At 59.5% G+C, this 16,446-nt stretch carries 17 protein-coding genes; 2 read left to right on the top strand and 15 right to left on the bottom strand.

What is annotated here, in order from left to right:
* Window positions 1-99: 99 nt before the first annotated feature.
* The 8 genes from CAG02_RS11725 to puuE form a co-directional block, all read right to left on the bottom strand.
* Entirely contained in the window at window positions 100-885 is a 786-nt protein-coding gene (locus CAG02_RS11725; protein ID WP_085710630.1) for an outer membrane protein OmpK, read from the bottom strand.
* A 372-nt stretch (window positions 886-1,257) separates the two neighbouring features.
* Window positions 1,258-2,043, bottom strand: coding sequence for an outer membrane protein OmpK (locus CAG02_RS11730; RefSeq protein ID WP_085710631.1), 786 nt, complete (start codon window positions 2,041-2,043; stop codon window positions 1,258-1,260).
* A gap of 86 nt (window positions 2,044-2,129) precedes the next feature.
* Window positions 2,130-3,488: a nucleobase:cation symporter-2 family protein gene (locus tag CAG02_RS11735; RefSeq protein ID WP_085608811.1), complete on the bottom strand. Its 1,359-nt coding sequence runs from the start codon at window positions 3,486-3,488 to the stop codon at window positions 2,130-2,132.
* Between the two features lie 169 nt (window positions 3,489-3,657).
* On the bottom strand, window positions 3,658-4,971 hold the full coding sequence (locus tag CAG02_RS11740) for a urate hydroxylase PuuD (RefSeq protein WP_085710632.1): 1,314 nt from the start codon (window positions 4,969-4,971) through the stop codon (window positions 3,658-3,660).
* A 51-nt stretch (window positions 4,972-5,022) separates the two neighbouring features.
* Complete coding sequence (locus CAG02_RS11745) at window positions 5,023-5,526, bottom strand: ureidoglycolate lyase (protein WP_027613342.1); 504 nt, start codon at window positions 5,524-5,526, stop codon at window positions 5,023-5,025.
* Window positions 5,527-5,644: 118 nt separating this feature from the next.
* The gene (gene alc, locus CAG02_RS11750; RefSeq protein WP_085710633.1) at window positions 5,645-6,640 is read right to left on the bottom strand and encodes an allantoicase; all 996 of its coding nucleotides are present in this window, start codon (window positions 6,638-6,640) and stop codon (window positions 5,645-5,647) included.
* 87 nt (window positions 6,641-6,727) lie between these two features.
* A complete protein-coding gene (gene uraD / locus CAG02_RS11755; protein ID WP_085710634.1) occupies window positions 6,728-7,243 on the bottom strand; it encodes a 2-oxo-4-hydroxy-4-carboxy-5-ureidoimidazoline decarboxylase in 516 nt (171 codons plus the stop codon).
* Window positions 7,240-8,166, bottom strand: coding sequence for an allantoinase PuuE (gene puuE, locus CAG02_RS11760; RefSeq protein ID WP_007960032.1), 927 nt, complete (start codon window positions 8,164-8,166; stop codon window positions 7,240-7,242). The genes uraD and puuE overlap by 4 nt, the downstream gene beginning before the upstream one ends.
* Window positions 8,167-8,596: 430 nt before the next feature.
* Here puuE and uraH point away from each other — a divergent pair, with 430 nt between their 5' ends.
* Complete coding sequence (uraH, locus tag CAG02_RS11765; protein ID WP_011333195.1) at window positions 8,597-8,950, top strand: hydroxyisourate hydrolase; 354 nt, start codon at window positions 8,597-8,599, stop codon at window positions 8,948-8,950.
* A 107-nt stretch (window positions 8,951-9,057) separates the two neighbouring features.
* Here the strand turns inward: uraH and CAG02_RS11770 are convergent, their stop codons facing one another.
* From CAG02_RS11770 to CAG02_RS11785, 4 genes are all read right to left on the bottom strand, one after another.
* Window positions 9,058-10,650: a hypothetical protein gene (locus tag CAG02_RS11770; protein WP_139831867.1), complete on the bottom strand. Its 1,593-nt coding sequence runs from the start codon at window positions 10,648-10,650 to the stop codon at window positions 9,058-9,060.
* Window positions 10,651-10,790: 140 nt separating this feature from the next.
* On the bottom strand, window positions 10,791-11,420 hold the full coding sequence (locus CAG02_RS11775; protein ID WP_085710636.1) for a LysE family translocator: 630 nt from the start codon (window positions 11,418-11,420) through the stop codon (window positions 10,791-10,793).
* 87 nt (window positions 11,421-11,507) lie between these two features.
* Complete coding sequence (locus tag CAG02_RS11780) at window positions 11,508-12,857, bottom strand: NCS2 family permease (protein WP_085710637.1); 1,350 nt, start codon at window positions 12,855-12,857, stop codon at window positions 11,508-11,510.
* 198 nt (window positions 12,858-13,055) lie between these two features.
* Window positions 13,056-13,499: a MarR family winged helix-turn-helix transcriptional regulator gene (locus tag CAG02_RS11785; protein WP_085710638.1), complete on the bottom strand. Its 444-nt coding sequence runs from the start codon at window positions 13,497-13,499 to the stop codon at window positions 13,056-13,058.
* An 82-nt stretch (window positions 13,500-13,581) separates the two neighbouring features.
* On the opposite strand from CAG02_RS11785, the gene CAG02_RS11790 reads away from it, so the two are divergent.
* Window positions 13,582-14,739 carry a PLP-dependent aminotransferase family protein gene (locus CAG02_RS11790; RefSeq protein WP_085710639.1) on the top strand — a complete coding sequence of 386 codons (1,158 nt, stop codon included), beginning with the start codon at window positions 13,582-13,584 and terminating at the stop codon, window positions 14,737-14,739.
* A 41-nt stretch (window positions 14,740-14,780) separates the two neighbouring features.
* Here the strand turns inward: CAG02_RS11790 and CAG02_RS11795 are convergent, their stop codons facing one another.
* The 3 genes from CAG02_RS11795 to CAG02_RS11805 form a co-directional block, all read right to left on the bottom strand.
* Window positions 14,781-15,152: a glutathione S-transferase N-terminal domain-containing protein gene (locus tag CAG02_RS11795; protein WP_007960011.1), complete on the bottom strand. Its 372-nt coding sequence runs from the start codon at window positions 15,150-15,152 to the stop codon at window positions 14,781-14,783.
* Between the two features lie 102 nt (window positions 15,153-15,254).
* The gene (gene folE / locus CAG02_RS11800) at window positions 15,255-15,800 is read right to left on the bottom strand and encodes a GTP cyclohydrolase I FolE (RefSeq protein WP_003204506.1); all 546 of its coding nucleotides are present in this window, start codon (window positions 15,798-15,800) and stop codon (window positions 15,255-15,257) included.
* 77 nt (window positions 15,801-15,877) lie between these two features.
* Entirely contained in the window at window positions 15,878-16,435 is a 558-nt protein-coding gene (locus CAG02_RS11805) for a Smr/MutS family protein (RefSeq protein WP_085710640.1), read from the bottom strand.
* Between the last annotated feature and the right edge of the window lie 11 nt (window positions 16,436-16,446).

Raw genomic sequence — 16,446 nt, forward strand, 5'->3', positions numbered from 1 at the left:
AATCGCCAGCAGGCTCGCTCCCACAGGGATTTGTGTCGTGCACAAAACCAATGTGGGAGCGAGCCTGCTCGCGATGGCGTCCGTGAGGACGCCGCCGGATCAGAAGTGGAACTTCACCAGGAAGCTGGTCACGTTCTGATTGGTGGTGAAGGCACGGGTGTCGTCGATCCCGTACTTGTCTTTCCAGTAGTCGTATTCCACACCGACGTACAGCTGCTTCTCGCCGAAATTCAGCGCCTTGCCCAAGTCGTATTTAACCTGCGGGTTGAAGTGCAGGTTGGCGTGGTATTCGCCTTTGCTGTTGACGTCGTTGTCGACCACCCAGTCCATGTAGCCGTCGATCAGCACGTTCGAGTTGCCGACCGGAATGGTGTAGGACCAGACCGGGGTGATCTGCCAGACGTTGTCACCCGGACGCGAACCTTCGGTGTGACGCTGGTAGAAGTTCAGCTGGAAGTAGTCGAAGCCCGGAATCGCCAGGTCGAAGCCTGGACCGATCAGGTAGGACTCGACGTCGCCTTCGCCGAACTCGTAGGTCATGGCCAGCAGCACGTCTTTGATCGGGCCGAATTCGATCTTCTGGTCGAGCACCTTGCCCAGCGAGATACGTGGCTGGAACTCACCGTAATAGGTGTTGTTGCCGACGCCGCCGTCAGGCTTGCCGTTGTAGAAAATCTTGTCGACGAACAGGAAGTTGTCGCCGTACTTCCACGCATCGGCGTGCTCGAAGGTGACGGTCTGCTGGATGGCCGGGTTGACCTTGAAGTCCTTGCCGTACAGGTAGGTCAGGCTGTTGTTCTGCCATTGCAGCAGGCCGTCGGCCATGGCCTGGCCCCCCGCCAGCATGGTTCCCGCAAGCATCAGGCTGGTGCTCATACGTTTCATTCGGTTGCTCCCAAAGTAGGTATTCCACGTTTATTTTTTTGAGTCGGCGCTCTGGTGTGGCGCCTTTTTTCGTTACCGCAAAAATCATCCATTCGGTCAGCTTTAATGCTGTTAGCAAGAGCTGAGCCAAGGCTTTTCGAAAAGCAAAAAAACGCCCGTCGGCTGCTGAAAAACAGTCGATTGAGCGTGTTTTCGGGACGCCTCGATACTGACCGGGGCCGGGATAAGTTGGCCCGTCGGTCAGGAATTAAATCCGGGCTTTTTTTTAGACCGAATTCAGGAGGCCGCGGAGAATACTGACTCAACGGCCAGGCCTCAAGTGCCCCGCAACAGAGCACCGACGACAGGTAGGCGGCACGGTTGCGGGTCATCTTAGAAGTGCACCTTCACCAGCAGGCTGGCGGTGTTCTGATTGGTGTCGAGGTTGTGGCTGCTTTCGACCCCGTATTTGTTCTTCCAGTAGCTGTATTCGGTGCCGACATACAGCTGCTTCTGGCGCCAACCGAGGGCTTTGCCCAGGTCGTATTTGATCTGCGGGTTGATGTGCAGGTTGGCGTGATAGGTGCCGCGGGAGTTCTCGTCGTTGTCGACAACCCAGTCGAGATAGCCGTCGATCAGCACGTCGGAATTGCCCAGCGGAAAGCTGTAGGACCAGCCCGGGGTGATCTGCCAGACGCCATCGCCTGGGCGCGGGCCTTCGGTCTGGCGGCGGAAGATGTTCAGGGTGACGTAGTTGAAGCCTGGCACTTTCAGGTCGAAACCGGGGCCGATCAGATAGGCCTCGCTCTCGCCTTCGCCGTACTCGTAGGTCATTGCCAGCAGCACGTCCTTGATCGGGCCGAATTCGATCTTCTGGTCGAAGATCTTGCCGAACGAGAAGCGTGGGGTGAATTCGCCGTAGTAGGTGTGCGGGCCTTTGTTGCGGTCTTCCTGGCCGTTGTAGAAGATCTTGTCGACGAACAGGAAGTTGTCGCCGTACTTCCACTTGTCGGCATGCTCGAACGTCACCGTCTGCTGGATCGACGGGTTGATCGCAAAGTTCTTGCCGTACAGGTAGCTCAGGCTGTTGGTCTGCCACAGCAATAAATCGCCGGCCATGGCTTGTGATGCGGCCAGCAGGCCGCCGCTCAACAACACGTTGGTTTGAGTCCGGATCATCTGTTGCTCCCTCTTGTTTTTATTGTTTGAGGCAAAGCTGTCGCGAGGGGGCAGGCTTGGGCGAGCCCCCTTTTTTACTCTTCGGATCAGTGCGGGTGTGCGTGACAGTCGTTGATGGCCGCGCGCTCGGCGCCGCCCAGGATGTTGAACAACAGGTTCAGCGTCAGTGCGCTGAGGGTGGCCATGGCGATCCCGCTGTGGGTGATCGGGCTCATCCACAACGGCAGGTGGGCGAAAAATTCCGGACGCACAACCGGGATCAGGCCCATGCCGATGCTCACCGCCACCAGCAGTTGATTGCGTCGGTCACCGATGTCGGCTTCCTGCAGAATTTTGATGCCGGTGGCCGCGACCATGCCGAACATCGCAATCGCCGCACCACCGAGTACCGCCGGCGGAATCGATGCCACCAGGAACGCCGCTTTCGGCAGCAGGCTGAGGACGATCAGCAGACCGCCGGCAACGATGGTCACCGAGCGGCAGCGCACGCCGGTCATCTGCACCAGACCGATGTTCTGCGCGAAGGAGGAGTGGGTGAAGGTGTTGAAGAAACCGGCAACGAACGATGCGCCGGCATCACACAGCAAGCCGCGACGCAGCATGCGCGGGCAGACTTCCTGGCCGGTGATCTTGCCCAGCGCGAGGAACATCCCGGTGGACTCGACAAAGATGATCACCACCACCAGACACATCGACAGGATCGGCGCCAGTTCGAACTTCGGCATGCCGAAATGCAGCGGGGTAACGAACTGAACCCATGGCGCGTTGGCCATGCCGCTCAGGTCGACCATGCCGATGGCGCCGCAGAGCACGTAGCCCAGGCACATGCCGATCAGCACGGAAATGTTGACCCAGAAACCGCGCATGAAGCGGTGGATCAGCAGAATGGTCGCCAGCACCAAAGCGGCGATGGCCAGATAAATCGGTGAACCGAATTGGGCGGCGCCAGCGCCGCCACCGGCCCAGTTCACGGCCACGGGGAACAGCGACAGACCGATCGAGGTGATGACCGTGCCGGTCACCAGAGGAGGAAAGAAGCGCACGACCTTGGACATGAACGGCGCGATGATCATGCCGAAGAACCCGGCGGCGATGGTCGCACCGAAGATTCCCTGCAGACCGATGCCGGGCATGCCGGCCATGGCGACCATGCTGCCGACGGCGGCGAAACTGGCGCCCATCATCACCGGCATGCGAATGCCCATCGGGCCGATCCCCAGGGATTGCACGATGGTGGCGATGCCGGCGACCAGCAGGTCGGCGTTGATCAGGAAGGCGATTTCTTCACGACTCAGGCCAGCGGCCTGTCCGATGATCAGCGGTACCGCGATGGCGCCGCCGTACATCAGCAGAACATGTTGCAAACCGACCAGGATCAGTTGCAAAAGGGGCAAACGCTGAATGGCGGGTGCGTCGGGGATGCGCGCTTTGGACAGCTCGGACATGCAACACCTCGGATCTTTTTTATTCTTGTGATTGAACAGCTGCCGGGTTGCTCACAGCTGTTTCTTTGCATCAGGTAAACCGCGTTGCGGCAATTCGCCGGCAAGCCAGCTCCCACACAGGCAGTGCAAAACCCTGTGGGAGCTGGCTTGCCAGCGATGCTTTTACTGCTTAGTTGGTCTGGGCTCCCTGGGCGATCCATGCACCGATCAGGTCACGTTCCTGCTGGGTCATCTGTGTGATGTTGCCCAGTGGCATGATCTGCGTGGTGATGGCTTGCGCCTGGATCCGCGCCGCGTTCTGGCGGATCTGCTCGGGGGTGTCGAACATCACACCGGCCGGGGCAGCGCTGAACAGCGGGCTGGTCGGTTTGGCCGAATGGCAGACCGCGCAGCGTTCCTGGATCACGTTGTGCACCTTGTCGAACGCAGGACCGGCGTTGGATGCCTGAGCCGGAGCAGCGGCCGGTGCAGCAGGTGCGGCCGGTTGTGCCGCTTCAGCCGGTTTCGCGCCACCACCCAGGGCCGTTTCCGGCAGTGGCTGGTACTCGATTTTCGCTGGAGCCTTGGCCACGTCCGGCGCGGTCGGCATCGGCGCAGGGCCGGTGACGTACGCCAGGGTGATCATGCCCACCGCTGCCACCGGCAGGGTCCAGGCGAACTTGTGGCTGTCGTGACGGGTGTTGAAGTAGTGACGCACCAACACCGCCAACACTGCGATCCCGGCCAGGATCAGCCAGTTGTACTGGCTGCCGTAAGTGCTCGGGAAGTGGTTGCTGATCATGATGAACAGCACCGGCAGGGTGAAGTAGTTGTTGTGACGCGAACGCAGCAGGCCTTTGGCCGGCAGCGCCGGATCCGGCGTGCGGTTCTCGGCGATCGCGGCCACCAGTGCGCGCTGTGCCGGCATGATGATGCGGAACACGTTGCCGACCATGATGGTGCCGATGATCGCGCCGACGTGCAGGTACGCACCACGACCGCTGAACACCTTGCTGAAGCCAAACGCCGCGCCAATGATCAGCACGAACAGGATGAAGCCGAGCAGGGCAGGTTTCTTGCCGAGGGGCGAATCGCAGAGGAAGTCGTAGATGAACCAGCCGGCGATCAGCGAACCGATGCCGATGGCCACGCCTTCAGGGCCGGTCAGGCCGCTGCCGGGTGCCACGAGGTAAAGCACGGGGTTGGAGTAGAACACCACGCAGAGCAGCGCGATCCCCGACATCCAGGTGAAATAGGCTTCCCACTTGAACCAGTGCAGGTTCTCCGGCATCGACGGAGGGGCCAGTTTGTATTTTTCCAGGTGATAGATACCGCCGCCGTGGATCGCCCACAGATCACCGGCAAGACCGGTTTTCGGGTTGACGCGGTTGAGGTTGTTCTCCAGCCAGACGAAGTAGAACGACGCGCCGATCCAGGCCACGCCAGTGATCATGTGAACCCAGCGCACGCTCAGGTTCAGCCATTCCAACAGATGTGCTTCCACAGTCTTTACCTCTCGCCCGTCACTCTTGTTGTCGAGTGATCGGACCTTCTCTTATTGGTGGGGGGCGAGGATCAAACGCTCATCCTCTTTGAAAAAATGCTCATCGCAGTTATTGCCTGTGCCACTGCGATCAACCACCAGGAAGTCATCCCGCTTTTCGATCGTCAGCACCGGGTGGTGCCAGACGCCGCGATGGTAATTGATGCCCTGCCTGCCGTTGGTGACGAAGGCGCGGACCAAGCCTGATACAGGTACATCGCCAAGTGGCGCGACCACGATCAGAAAGGGGTTGCCGAGCAGCGGAATGAAAGCCTGGCTGCCCAGCGGATGGCGTTCCAGCATGCTCACGGTCAGCGGCATGTCCTGCGCGTCGGCGCGGAAGATGCTGATGATCGCGTTGTCCTCGGGCGTAGCGGTTTCGACCGTCGCCAGTTTGTGGAAGCGCATGGTCGAACCGTTGTTGATCATGAAGTGATCGCTGCCGTCGGTTTCGATCACGTCACCGAATGGGGCGAAGGCTTCTTTGGTCAGCGGTTCAATCGTCAATGTGCGCATGCTGTTCTTCTTATCCAAAATTCTGTGTTGTTTGATCTGACGCTTTCGCGAGCAAGCTCGCTCCCACAGGAATTGCGATCAATGTAGGAGCGAGCTTGCTCGCGAATGGTCGCGCCGCTTACTTCGCTACCTTGCCGAACAGGCGCAGGCGGCTCACACCACCATCCGGGAACACGTTCAGACGGATGTGGGTGATCGGGCCCAGTGCCTTGATCTGCTCGACGAAGGTGTGTTCGGCGTGCATTTCCAGCTTCTGGCTCGGCAGCAATTCGCGCCAGAACAGCGACTGGGTTTCGATCTGGCTGTCGGTGCCGCCTTTTACGAACGCGCCCTGGATCGAGCAGCTGTCCGGGTAGTTGCCCTTGAAGTGCAGGGTGTCGACGACGATTTTCTCGATCTCGCCCGGGTGACCCAGTGCGACGATCACCCAGTCATTGCCAGGCGTGCGACGACGTGCGGTTTCCCAGCCGTCGCCCATGTTGATGCCACGGCCCGGGTTGAGGATGTTGCTCATACGGCCGAAGTGTTCGTCGGAGCAGGCGAGGGCGCGGCCACCGTTGAGGGCTGCTGCCAGGTCGACTTGCTCGTTGTCGCCAACCGCCGACCAGTCGCGGAACGGAATGCCGTACACGCGCAGACGGGCCACGCCGCCGTCCGGGTAGATGTTGAAGCGCAGGTGGCTGAATGCCTTGTCGTTGCTGATTTCGTGGTAGTGGTGGCTGTTGCCTTGCAACTCGACGGCCGACAGCACTTCGGTCCACTGGGTGTTTTCGTCCGGCTCGCCCGAGGCCAGGAAGCAGGCTTCCAGCGAGGCCGATGGCGGGAAGTTGCCGGTGAAGAATGAAGTGTCGATGTCCACGCCTTTGATCGAACCCGGTACGCCCAGGCGGATTACCGCGCTGTCGTAGCCTTCGAAGCGCTTGCGGCGCGATTCCCAGCCGTCCATCCACTTGCCGTTGTCGTCGAACACGCCCTCCTTCCACACGGCCGGGGTCGGCTGAAACAGACGATTGGCGTCTGCGAACCAGTCATCGGTGACCGAGATGATTTTGGTGCCCAGACGGGCATCGGCCAGGTTGACGAACTTCTCGAAAGGTACGGCGTAAGCTTTCATTCTTCTTGTCTGCCTTTAAATAAGTGGCTGGGGATGCTTGCGAGGCCCTGGGCGTTCTCCGCGTCTGACACGCTCGGGCCAGGCTTGCTAAAGAGTCAGTAAACGGAACAGGGCAATCTTGTTGATCTCCGCCAGCGCGCATTTGAACTCGGTGTCGACCGGGTTGTGAATGCGCGTTTCGAACGCCGCGAGGATCTGATGCCGGTTGCTGCCTTTTACCGCCATGATGAAGGGAAACTTGAACTTGGCCTTGTAGGCGTCGTTCAGCTCGGTGAAGCGAGAAAACTCTTCGGCCGTGCATTGGTGAATACCGGCGCCAGCCTGTTCATTGGTGCTGGCTTCGGTCAACTGGCCCTGGACGGCAGCTTTGCCGGCCAGGTCCGGGTGAGCGTTGATCAGTGCCAGCTGACTGGCGTGATCGGCGCTCAACAGGATGTCGCTCATGCGCTGGTGCAGGGTTTCGATCTGGTCGATCGACGCGTCCTGGCCCAGGTCGAAGGCCTTCTCGGCCACCCACGGCGAATGTTCGTAGATGTCGGCGAAGGCTTTGACGAAGGCGTCGCGGCTCAGGGTCGACGGTTTCAGGGTTTGAAAGGTGCTCATTTGGCAGCCCCTTGGTACGGGTGGGTTTCGTGCCAGTGACGGGCGATGTCGACGCGGCGGCTGAACCACACCTGTTCATGACTTTTAGCGTATTCGATAAAGCGTTTGAGCGAAGCCAGACGCGCCGGACGGCCCACCAGACGGCAGTGCAGGCCGATCGACAGCATCTTCGGTGCTTCGGCGCCTTCGGCGTAGAGCACGTCGAACGCGTCTTTGAGGTATTCGAAGAAATCGTCGCCCTTGTTGAAACCCTGGACCTGGGTGAAGCGCATGTCGTTGGTGTCCAGGGTGTACGGGATCACCAGGTGCGGCTTGCCGGTCGGGTTGTTCGGTTCCCAGTAGGGCAGGTCGTCGTCGTAGGTATCGCAGTCGTAGAGGAAACCGCCTTCTTCCATCACCAGGCGACGGGTGTTCGGGCCGGTGCGGCCGGTGTACCAGCCCAGTGGGCGCTCGCCGGTCAGTTCGGTGAGGATGCGGATCGCTTCGAGCATGTGCTCGCGTTCCTGGGCTTCGTCCATGTACTGATAGTCGATCCAGCGGTAGCCGTGGCTGCAGATCTCGTGACCGGCTTCGACCATCGCACGGATCACGTCCGGGTGACGCTGGGCGGCCATGGCCACGGCGAAGATGGTCAGCGGAATGTCGAATTCCTTGAACAGTTTCAGTATCCGCCAGACGCCGGCACGGCTGCCATACTCGTAAAGCGATTCCATGCTCATGTTGCGCGCACCTTGCAGCGGTTGTGCGGCAACCATTTCAGAGAGGAAGGCTTCGGATTCTTTGTCACCGTGCAGGATATTGCGCTCGCCGCCTTCTTCGTAATTGAGCACGAACGACAGGGCGATCCGGGCATTGCCCGGCCAGTGTGGGTGAGGAGGGTTACTGCCGTAACCGATCAGGTCGCGTGGGTAGTCAGCGCTCACTGCAGTCTTCCTTCTTATTCGTTGACAGATTGTGTGGCGCCCTGAAGTTTGGATGGCAGGCTGGCGTCACAGCGATGGGCTGATTGTATACAACTTTATTCTCAATTTGTAAGCCTGAATTTTCGCATTTTTCACCGGCTGTCATCTTTTGCTGTTAACGGCGTGAACCTGCAAGAAACCTGCCTGACCAGTCAGCTAATGGTTCAGGGGTTCAATGAATGCTTGCTTCTCGGGCAGATCCCCGGGAAATCGCGGGATGGCGGAGGTGAACGGAAAAATGTCGTTTTTATTGTGTACAATTTTTTTGAAAAGTGTCTTAATCAGTCGCTCGCCGCAGCTTTTCGTGCTCCGAAACGGTGCGGTCTCCTTTTCAACTGACTTCGGGAGGCGCGAAGTCTGACTGCTCCACGCAGGCAGGCGCGCAGAATCAATGGGACGTTTGACAACACACGTTTTGGACGCTGCACACGGTTGCCCGGGCAGCTCGATCAAGGTCGAGCTGTACCGCGTTGAAGGTTCGCACCTGGAATTGGTCGCCAGTGCGCTTACCAACAGCGATGGCCGGGTCGATGCGCCGCTGCTGCAAGGCGATGACTACCGCACCGGTGTCTATCAGGTTCAGTTCCACGCCGGCGATTACTACCGCGCCCGTGGTGTCCAGTTGCCGGAGCCGGCATTCCTGGACGTGGTGGTGCTGCGGTTCGGCATTTCTGCCGAACAGGATCACTACCACGTACCGTTGCTGATCTCGCCTTACAGCTATTCCACGTACCGGGGCAGCTGACCCCCAAGCAGCTGCCTCCACCGGGAAGCGACTGCGCATATAGCTTCTTTGGTCTTTCGCCCGCTCACACTGCGGGCTTTTTTTCGTCTCGCCAAAAGCGTTCCGGATTACAGGTCGGCAAGGGTTGCGAGCCTCGACTCATCATCCCTGACGATGAAAATACTGTCCGGTTGCGAAGCATGAATCTGAGATCCACCCTTGAGCCACACCAGTCGGTTTTCAGCATGCGCCTGGAGCATTTCCTGCAATGCCGGGTATCCGACCTGAGTGTTCAACCGGGCGTCGCTGGCATCAGGGCCGGAGCTCAGGGGCTGATGAATTTTCTTGCCCCTGACGCGATGCAGGCTGATGAAAAAGACAAAGGGATGATTCTCCCGACGAAACACCAGGGCCGGAAAAGTAGCTGAAGGCGTTGTCATGAAAACATCGTATCCCTGACGGTTCAGGAGGTTGGCCATGAGTCGTTTGATATCGGTGCCTGACTGCGTCGTTTTGAAGTAATCCCATTCTTGCCTTGTCAGATCGAAGTCCAGTCGTTGCAGGGAACCCTCCGGCGTCAGGGGTGGCAATTCCAGGGTGCGGCTCGATCCTGGTCCGCTGCTGGAGGTAGTCAGCGTCGGTAGCATCAGCAACGGATCGGCCAGTGGCGCGTGGGGTGTGCTGTTACCGCGCCTCAAGTCATTGAACGTTTGCCTGAGCCGGGTCAGGCCGACCCCGGTTGCCATGTTTCCGTGGTTGGCCAGGCTGAATTGGTGCCTGGCCACCTTGTTCACCGAGACTTCCGACAACTGCGGAAAAAAAGTGGTGATGTATTGCTTCAGAGGGTGTTGAAAGGGCAGGTTCGGATCAACCTCCCACTGATTGGCAGGCGGCACGCGGATCGCACCTCTGGGTTGCTGCATCAGGTCTGTGCCGAGGATGCGCTCCATGTAATCGAAATCGTATACCCAGTGCTCCGGGTTCTTGATGTAGACGATCGGGTGGTCCGGATCGCTGCCACGCGGCACCAGCAGAAACCGGGTGCCATCGACTTCAATGCTGTCGACCGCTGCCTGCAGGCGGGGCGCTTCCCATTTTTTCCAGGGATCGGACCATTCATCACCCGTTGAGGTGGAAGAACGTTTGGGCGCGACAACTTCTTGCGGATCATCATCCGGATTTCGCAGGCGCTTGAGCGTCAATCTGGAATCGCTGCCCCCGGCACCCTCGTCAGTGGGTTTCACGCGCCAGGTGAGGGTGCCTTCCACCCGCTCGACACGTGGACCGGAAGGTCTGAAGTCGCTGTTCAATCTGGCTCGGAAATGGTTGTCCGAATCAATGCCCAGCAACACGGTTCCCCCCTCCTGAAGATCCACGAAGTGCCTCTGCGTCCCGAGTTCCCGAATGCCGGAAAGCGCGTTCGGCGCCGGAAGCCTGGATAGCTGACTGGGCGCAAGGAAAAAGTGCTCGATCGGCGCATGGGCCACGACAGGGGTGATATGGGTCTCGGGCGGAAGGTCGACGATCTCCAGAGGGGCATGCCGGGAGGCGCTTGATTGAATCGACGTCCTCGGGTGATCGACAGATACTCGGTCTTCGCCGTGGGGCGCGATGTTCAGCGGCAACCTGTGGAGTGTCGGAGGCCCGATGTCGGGAAGGGTGAAAGGCGTTTCGGGGGAGGTGGTTGAAGTACCGGGTTTTATCGGGCGTTTGGGGCTCATGGGGATTTCACTCGCAAGGTCGATTCACGTTGATCTGGCCAGAAGAGGCCGGATGTTCGGTGAATCAACGCTGCGAAGTGCGGTACATATATCTATTTGTCAGGCGAAATGTTGCCGGGTATTGGCGACTCTCGATGGCCTCAGTGACTGCTCAATAATGAGGCTGCGCCTGCGCCGCCAAACAATCCGGCACTGATGCGGTTGAACCAGCTCTGGCCCTTGCCGCTGCGCAGGTAGCGCGCGGCACCGTGGGCGCCGAGGCCGTAGGTCAATTTGCACAGCAGATCAAGCACGGTCCAGGTCGCGATCATCACCAGCAGTTGAGGCAGAAACGGTTGTTCGGCGCTGAGGAACTGCGGCAGAAATGCGGCGAAGAACAGGATGTCTTTCGGATTGCTGGCGCCCAGCATGAATGCACGTCCGAAGAGTGCGCGAAAGCGTGGGACCGGTGCCGCCTGCGGCACTTCAGCGCCAACCGAAGGCTGACGCGATTGCTGCCAGCTCTGCCAGGCGAGGTAGAACAGGTACATCGCACCGACGATCTTCAGCACGCTGAAGAGTTTTTCCGACGCCAGCAGCAGGGCGCCCAACCCCAGTGCCGAAGCGCTGAGCAGGCAGATCGACGCACTCACGCCACCGAGAAACGCCGGGTAAGAACGACGCAATCCGTAATTCAGACTGTTGCTGATCATCAGCAACGACAGTGGCCCCGGAATCAGGATCACCACCAGCGCAGCGCCGCTGAACAGCAGCCAGGTTTCCAGACTCATCACTTTCTCCTTTTTATCGTTATCAAGAATGTGCAAAAGCCCCACCCGCAAGGGTGAGGCTGTTTTGACGCTCGAACCGCGTGTCGCTTACAGGAAGATGAACTTGGCGATGAAGATCGCGCAGAGCACCCACAGGCTGACCGAAATCTCTTTGTACTTACCGGTGCCGGCCTTCAGCGCGACATAGGTAATGAAGCCCAGCGCGATGCCGTCGGCGACCGAGAAGGTCAGTGGCATCATGATCGCGGTGACGATGGCCGGAATGCTGTCGGTCGCTTCGTCCCATTCGATGTGCGCCATGCCGCCCATCATCAGCATCGCTACATAAATCAGCGCGCCGGCAGTGGCATACGCGGGAATCATGCCGGCCAGCGGGGCAAAGAACATCGCGGCTATAAATAGCACACCTACGGTCACTGCGGTAAGACCAGTCCGACCACCAGCGGCTACACCGGCGGCACTTTCCACGTAGCTGGTGACCGGCGGTACGCCGACCACTGCACCGAATACGCTGGAGGCGGAGTCGGCTTTCATGGCGCGAGAGAGGTTTTCGATGCGGCCGTCAGCGCCCACCAGATTGGCGCGCTGGGCAACGCCCATCAGGGTGCCGGCGGTGTCGAACATGTGAACGAAAAGGAAGGCGAGCACCACGCTGATCATGCTGACGTTGAACACGCCGGCGACGTTCATGGCCATGAAGGTCGGCGCCAGGCTTGGCGGGGCGGACATGATCCCCTCGTAGTGCACCAGACCGATGCCCCAGCCAGCCAGGGTCACGGTAATGATGCTGATGAGGATCGCGCCGAACACCTTGTGGTAGCTGAGTATCGCGATCATCAGGAAGCAGATGGCGGCGAGAAGAGGGCCGGGTTCACGCAGCGAGCCAAGCTTGATCAGCGTGGCCGGGCTGTCGACGACGATGCCGGCGGTTTTCAGGCCGATCAGCCCGAGGAACAGACCCACACCGGCGCCCATCGCAAAGCGCAGGCTGACCGGGATGCTGTTGAGCAGCCATTCGCGAATCCGCGAAAAGGTCAGGATCATGAACAGCACGCCCGAGACGAACACCGCACCGAGGGCGGTTTCCCAGTTGTAGCCCATGGTGCCGACCACGGTGTAGGTAAAGAATGCGTTGAGGCCCATGCCCGGCGCCAGGCCTACCGGCCAGTTGGCGTACAGACCCATCAGCAGGCAGCCCAGCGCGGCGGCGATACAGGTGGCGACGAAGGCCGCACCGTGGTCGATCCCGGCATCGGCCATGATGTTCGGGTTGACGAAGATGATGTAGGCCATGGTGATAAAGGTTGTCAGACCGGCGATCAGCTCGGTCTTCACCGTGGTGCCATGCAAGCTGAGTTTAAAGAGGCGCTCCAGCAGGCCATTGCGTAACGGCGGCGAGAGTTCCAGCGTCGATGCTTCGGATTTGCGGCTTTCCACAGCGAGTACTCCTCAAGAGTTTTATTGTTATTTCCAGGGCCGGACCCTATGAGGGGGTGGCAGCGGCCCTTTGAGGCATACGCGAATTTGTTGACCATGCGGTCAGGAACTCGCACGCAGTGGATTATGCTTTTGTGTACAAATAAAGCAAATATTGTTTTTGGTTTTGTGGACGAAAGTTTTGAGGATCGCGCTATATCAATCGGCCGAGCGGTTTTTCCCCAGCGCCATATTCACCGCCAGCCAGCCGTTGACCGCGGTTTCGCCGGCCTCGGCAAACACCCGCTCCAGTAATTTCACCTGCTCGCGGCGCAATGCCTGTTCAAACTTCGCGCCTTCGACGGTCAACGTCAGAAGCCGTTTACGTTTGTCTTCTTCGGACGCCACGCTTTCCACCAGATGCATTTCCTGCAACTGACGCAACGGCATGTTCAATGCCTGTTTGCTCACACCAAGCAGCGCGAGCAACTCCTTGACGCTCAAATTCGGATAGCGTGCGATGAAAAACACGACGCGTTGATGCACGCGGGACAGGCCGCGACGCTCGAGCATTTCGTCAGCCTTGGCGGTAAACGCCTGATAACCGAAGAAGAACGCTTCCATGGCTTGTTGTTGGCTGGCGCAGTTTTTAAGGTCAAGCATATTGACTCTTCCAGTGAGGGTGACGTAATTTCAGTCAACAAGTTTGACTCATTTTTCTCATGCCTCGCTAGCGGTGACTTCCATGGCTTTTTCCGAACGTGTCTCGCGTCTCAAAAGTTCTCTGATCCGTGAAATCCTGGCTGCGGCCCAGCGCCCGGAAGTCATGTCTTTCGCGGGTGGCTTGCCGGCTGAAGCCATGCTGCCGAAGGTTGAATGGGCCGACATGCCGCTGTCTCTCGGCCAGTACGGCATGAGCGAAGGCGAGCCCGCGTTGCGCGAGGCCCTGGCGGCAGAGGCGAGGGCGCTGGGGTTGCCGTGTGAGGCGAGTCAGGTGCTGGTGGTCAGTGGTTCCCAGCAAACACTCGATCTTGCGGCCAAGCTGTACCTCGACAAGGGCACCGAAATCTTGCTCGAAGCGCCGACTTATCTGGCGGCCTTGCAGATTTTCCAGCTGTTCGGTGCCGATTGCCTGACCGTGCCGCTGGAGGCTGACGGCCCGAACCTGGCGCAGTTACGCCAGCGCCTGGAGCAGCATCGCCCGGCATTCATCTATCTGATCCCGACCTTCCAGAACCCGTCCGCCGTACGCTACAGCGAAGCCAAGCGCGAAGCAGTCGCAGCACTGCTCGACGAATTCGGCGTAACCCTGATCGAAGACGAGCCTTACCGCGAACTGACCTTCGACGGCGGCAGCGCCCAGCCGATTGCCGGGCGTCTGAAAAAATCCAGCTGGATCTACACAGGCACCGTGTCGAAAACCCTGTTGCCGGGCCTGCGCGTCGGTTACCTGATCGCCAGCCCGGATCTGTTCCCGCATCTGCTCAAACTCAAGCAGTCGGCGGATTTGCACACCAACCGTATCGGCCAATGGCAGGCGTTGCAGTGGATCGGCAGCGAAAAGTATCAGCAGCACTTGAGTGAATTGCGCGGCTTCTACCGTCAGCGCCGCGACGCCTTTCAATCGGCGCTGGAAACCCATTTCGCCGATCTCGCGGACTGGAACACCCCGCAGGGCGGGCTGTTTTTCTGGCTGACCCTTAAACAGCCGCTGGATACGCGCACCTTGCTCAATACCGCGCTGGCCAACGATGTGGCGTTCATGCCTGGCGAGCCGTTCTTCCCCGAGCCGGATCGCAATCACGGTCATTTGCGCCTGAACTTCAGTCACATTGACCCGGCCCGTCTGGACGAAGGGCTCAAGCGTCTGGCGGCGGTGGTGCGCCAGGCACAAGCCGCATAGGCGGCATAAAAAAACCGGCCATCAGGCCGGTTTTTTTTGATTCAAACGGCGGCGAACCGCTTGTTCAGGTATTCGATAATCGTGTTGGACTCATACATCCAGGTGGTCTGGCCGTTCTCTTCGATACGCAGGCACGGCACCTTGATCTTGCCGCCCTGTTCCAGCAGGGTCTGGCGATCCTGCTCGTTGTTCTTCGCGTCCTTCAGGGCCACCGGAACGTTCAGGCGACGCAGGCTGCGGCGGGTCTTCACGCAGAACGGGCAGGCGTGGAACTGATACAGGGTCAGGTCCTTGGCGGCGGCGTCAACCTGAGCCTGGGCAGCGGCGGGGCGCTGCTTCTTGCCCGGGCGGGTCAGGAAGTCAACGAAGATGATCAGTTGGCCGAGGCCGACACGAAGCGCTTTGACGAACACGTTACAAGCCTCACAGGGACATTGAAGAAGGCGCGCAGCTTACCCGATTTTTCACGGACGAAAAAAAACCGGCGATCAACGCCGGTTTTTTTCTGCCATCAATTACTTGATCAGGCTGAGAAACTCGCTGCGGGTCGCCGCGTTTTCACGGAACTCACCGAGCATCACCGAAGTGATCATCGACGAATTCTGTTTCTCCACACCGCGCATCATCATGCACATGTGCTTGGCCTCGATCACCACAGCCACGCCCAGCGCGCCGGTGACCTGCTGGACCGCATCGGCGATCTGGCGGCTGAGGTTTTCCTGGATCTGCAGGCGGCGGGCGTACATGTCGACGATCCGCGCGACCTTCGACAGGCCCAGCACTTTGCCGCTCGGGATATACGCGACGTGGGCCTTGCCGATGAACGGCAGCAGGTGGTGTTCGCACAACGAGTAAAGCTCGATGTCCTTGACCAGCACCATTTCGCTGTTGTCGGAGCTGAACAGGGCACCGTTGGTGACCTCTTCGAGCGTCTGTTCATAACCGCGGCAGAGGTACTGCATGGCTTTGGCGGCACGCTTTGGCGTGTCGAGCAGGCCCTCGCGGGACACGTCCTCGCCCAGTTGGCCGAGAATCGCGGTGTAATTCTGTTCCAGGGACATGAAACTACCTGTGGGGATTTTCGCAAAGGGCAAGGGTACGGCGGCGGACACGACCCTGCAAGTTCGGTGTGACGGGATTATTCGTCGCGGCCTTCCATCATGGTGCGTTTGAGCATCACGTAAACCGCGCCGGCACCGCCGTGTCTGGCCTGGCACGAGCAGAACCCGAGCACTTGCGCATGCTGGCGCAACCAAGTGTTGACGTGACTCTTGATCATCGGTCGTTTGCCGTCCAGTCGCACGGCCTTGCCGTGGGTGACGCGCACGCAGCGGATTTCGAATTTGGTCGCTTCGGCCAGAAACGCCCAAAGGGTTTCCCGGGCCTTTTCGACGCTCATACCGTGCAGGTCGAGGCTGCCTTCGAACGGGATCTGCCCGACCTTCAGCTTGCGCATCTGGCTTTCCTGCACGCCGTCGCGGGCCCACATCAGTTCGTCTTCCGGCCCGACATCGATCACGAACTGATCGGACAGACCGTCAACGGTGGTGGTTTCGGTGCGGATGGTCGCGGACTGGCGCAGCTTGGCGATCTGTGCGCGGTCAGTCTTGGGTTTGCCGGTGTCGGCGCGGTCGTGCTTGATCGGCTTGACGCCTTGGATCGCACTTTTGAACAGGGAAAAATCGTCGTCTTGCATATCAGCCTCCG

Origin of the sequence: Pseudomonas sp. R43(2017), from assembly GCF_002112345.1 — a bacterium.
Classification (GTDB): Bacteria; Pseudomonadota; Gammaproteobacteria; order Pseudomonadales; family Pseudomonadaceae; genus Aquipseudomonas; species Aquipseudomonas kribbensis.

Coding starts and splice junctions, on each gene's coding strand:
- CAG02_RS11725 (WP_085710630.1), bottom strand. CDS start 885: ATGAAACGTATGAGCACCAGCCTGATGCTTGCGGGAACCATGCTGGCG.
- CAG02_RS11730 (WP_085710631.1), bottom strand. CDS start 2,043: ATGATCCGGACTCAAACCAACGTGTTGTTGAGCGGCGGCCTGCTGGCC.
- CAG02_RS11735 (WP_085608811.1), bottom strand. CDS start 3,488: ATGTCCGAGCTGTCCAAAGCGCGCATCCCCGACGCACCCGCCATTCAG.
- CAG02_RS11745 (WP_027613342.1), bottom strand. CDS start 5,526: ATGCGCACATTGACGATTGAACCGCTGACCAAAGAAGCCTTCGCCCCA.
- alc (WP_085710633.1), bottom strand. CDS start 6,640: ATGAAAGCTTACGCCGTACCTTTCGAGAAGTTCGTCAACCTGGCCGAT.
- uraD (WP_085710634.1), bottom strand. CDS start 7,243: ATGAGCACCTTTCAAACCCTGAAACCGTCGACCCTGAGCCGCGACGCC.
- uraH (WP_011333195.1), top strand. CDS start 8,597: ATGGGACGTTTGACAACACACGTTTTGGACGCTGCACACGGTTGCCCG.
- CAG02_RS11770 (WP_139831867.1), bottom strand. CDS start 10,650: ATGAGCCCCAAACGCCCGATAAAACCCGGTACTTCAACCACCTCCCCC.
- CAG02_RS11775 (WP_085710636.1), bottom strand. CDS start 11,420: ATGAGTCTGGAAACCTGGCTGCTGTTCAGCGGCGCTGCGCTGGTGGTG.
- CAG02_RS11785 (WP_085710638.1), bottom strand. CDS start 13,499: ATGCTTGACCTTAAAAACTGCGCCAGCCAACAACAAGCCATGGAAGCG.
- CAG02_RS11790 (WP_085710639.1), top strand. CDS start 13,582: ATGGCTTTTTCCGAACGTGTCTCGCGTCTCAAAAGTTCTCTGATCCGT.
- folE (WP_003204506.1), bottom strand. CDS start 15,800: ATGTCCCTGGAACAGAATTACACCGCGATTCTCGGCCAACTGGGCGAG.
- CAG02_RS11805 (WP_085710640.1), bottom strand. CDS start 16,435: ATGCAAGACGACGATTTTTCCCTGTTCAAAAGTGCGATCCAAGGCGTC.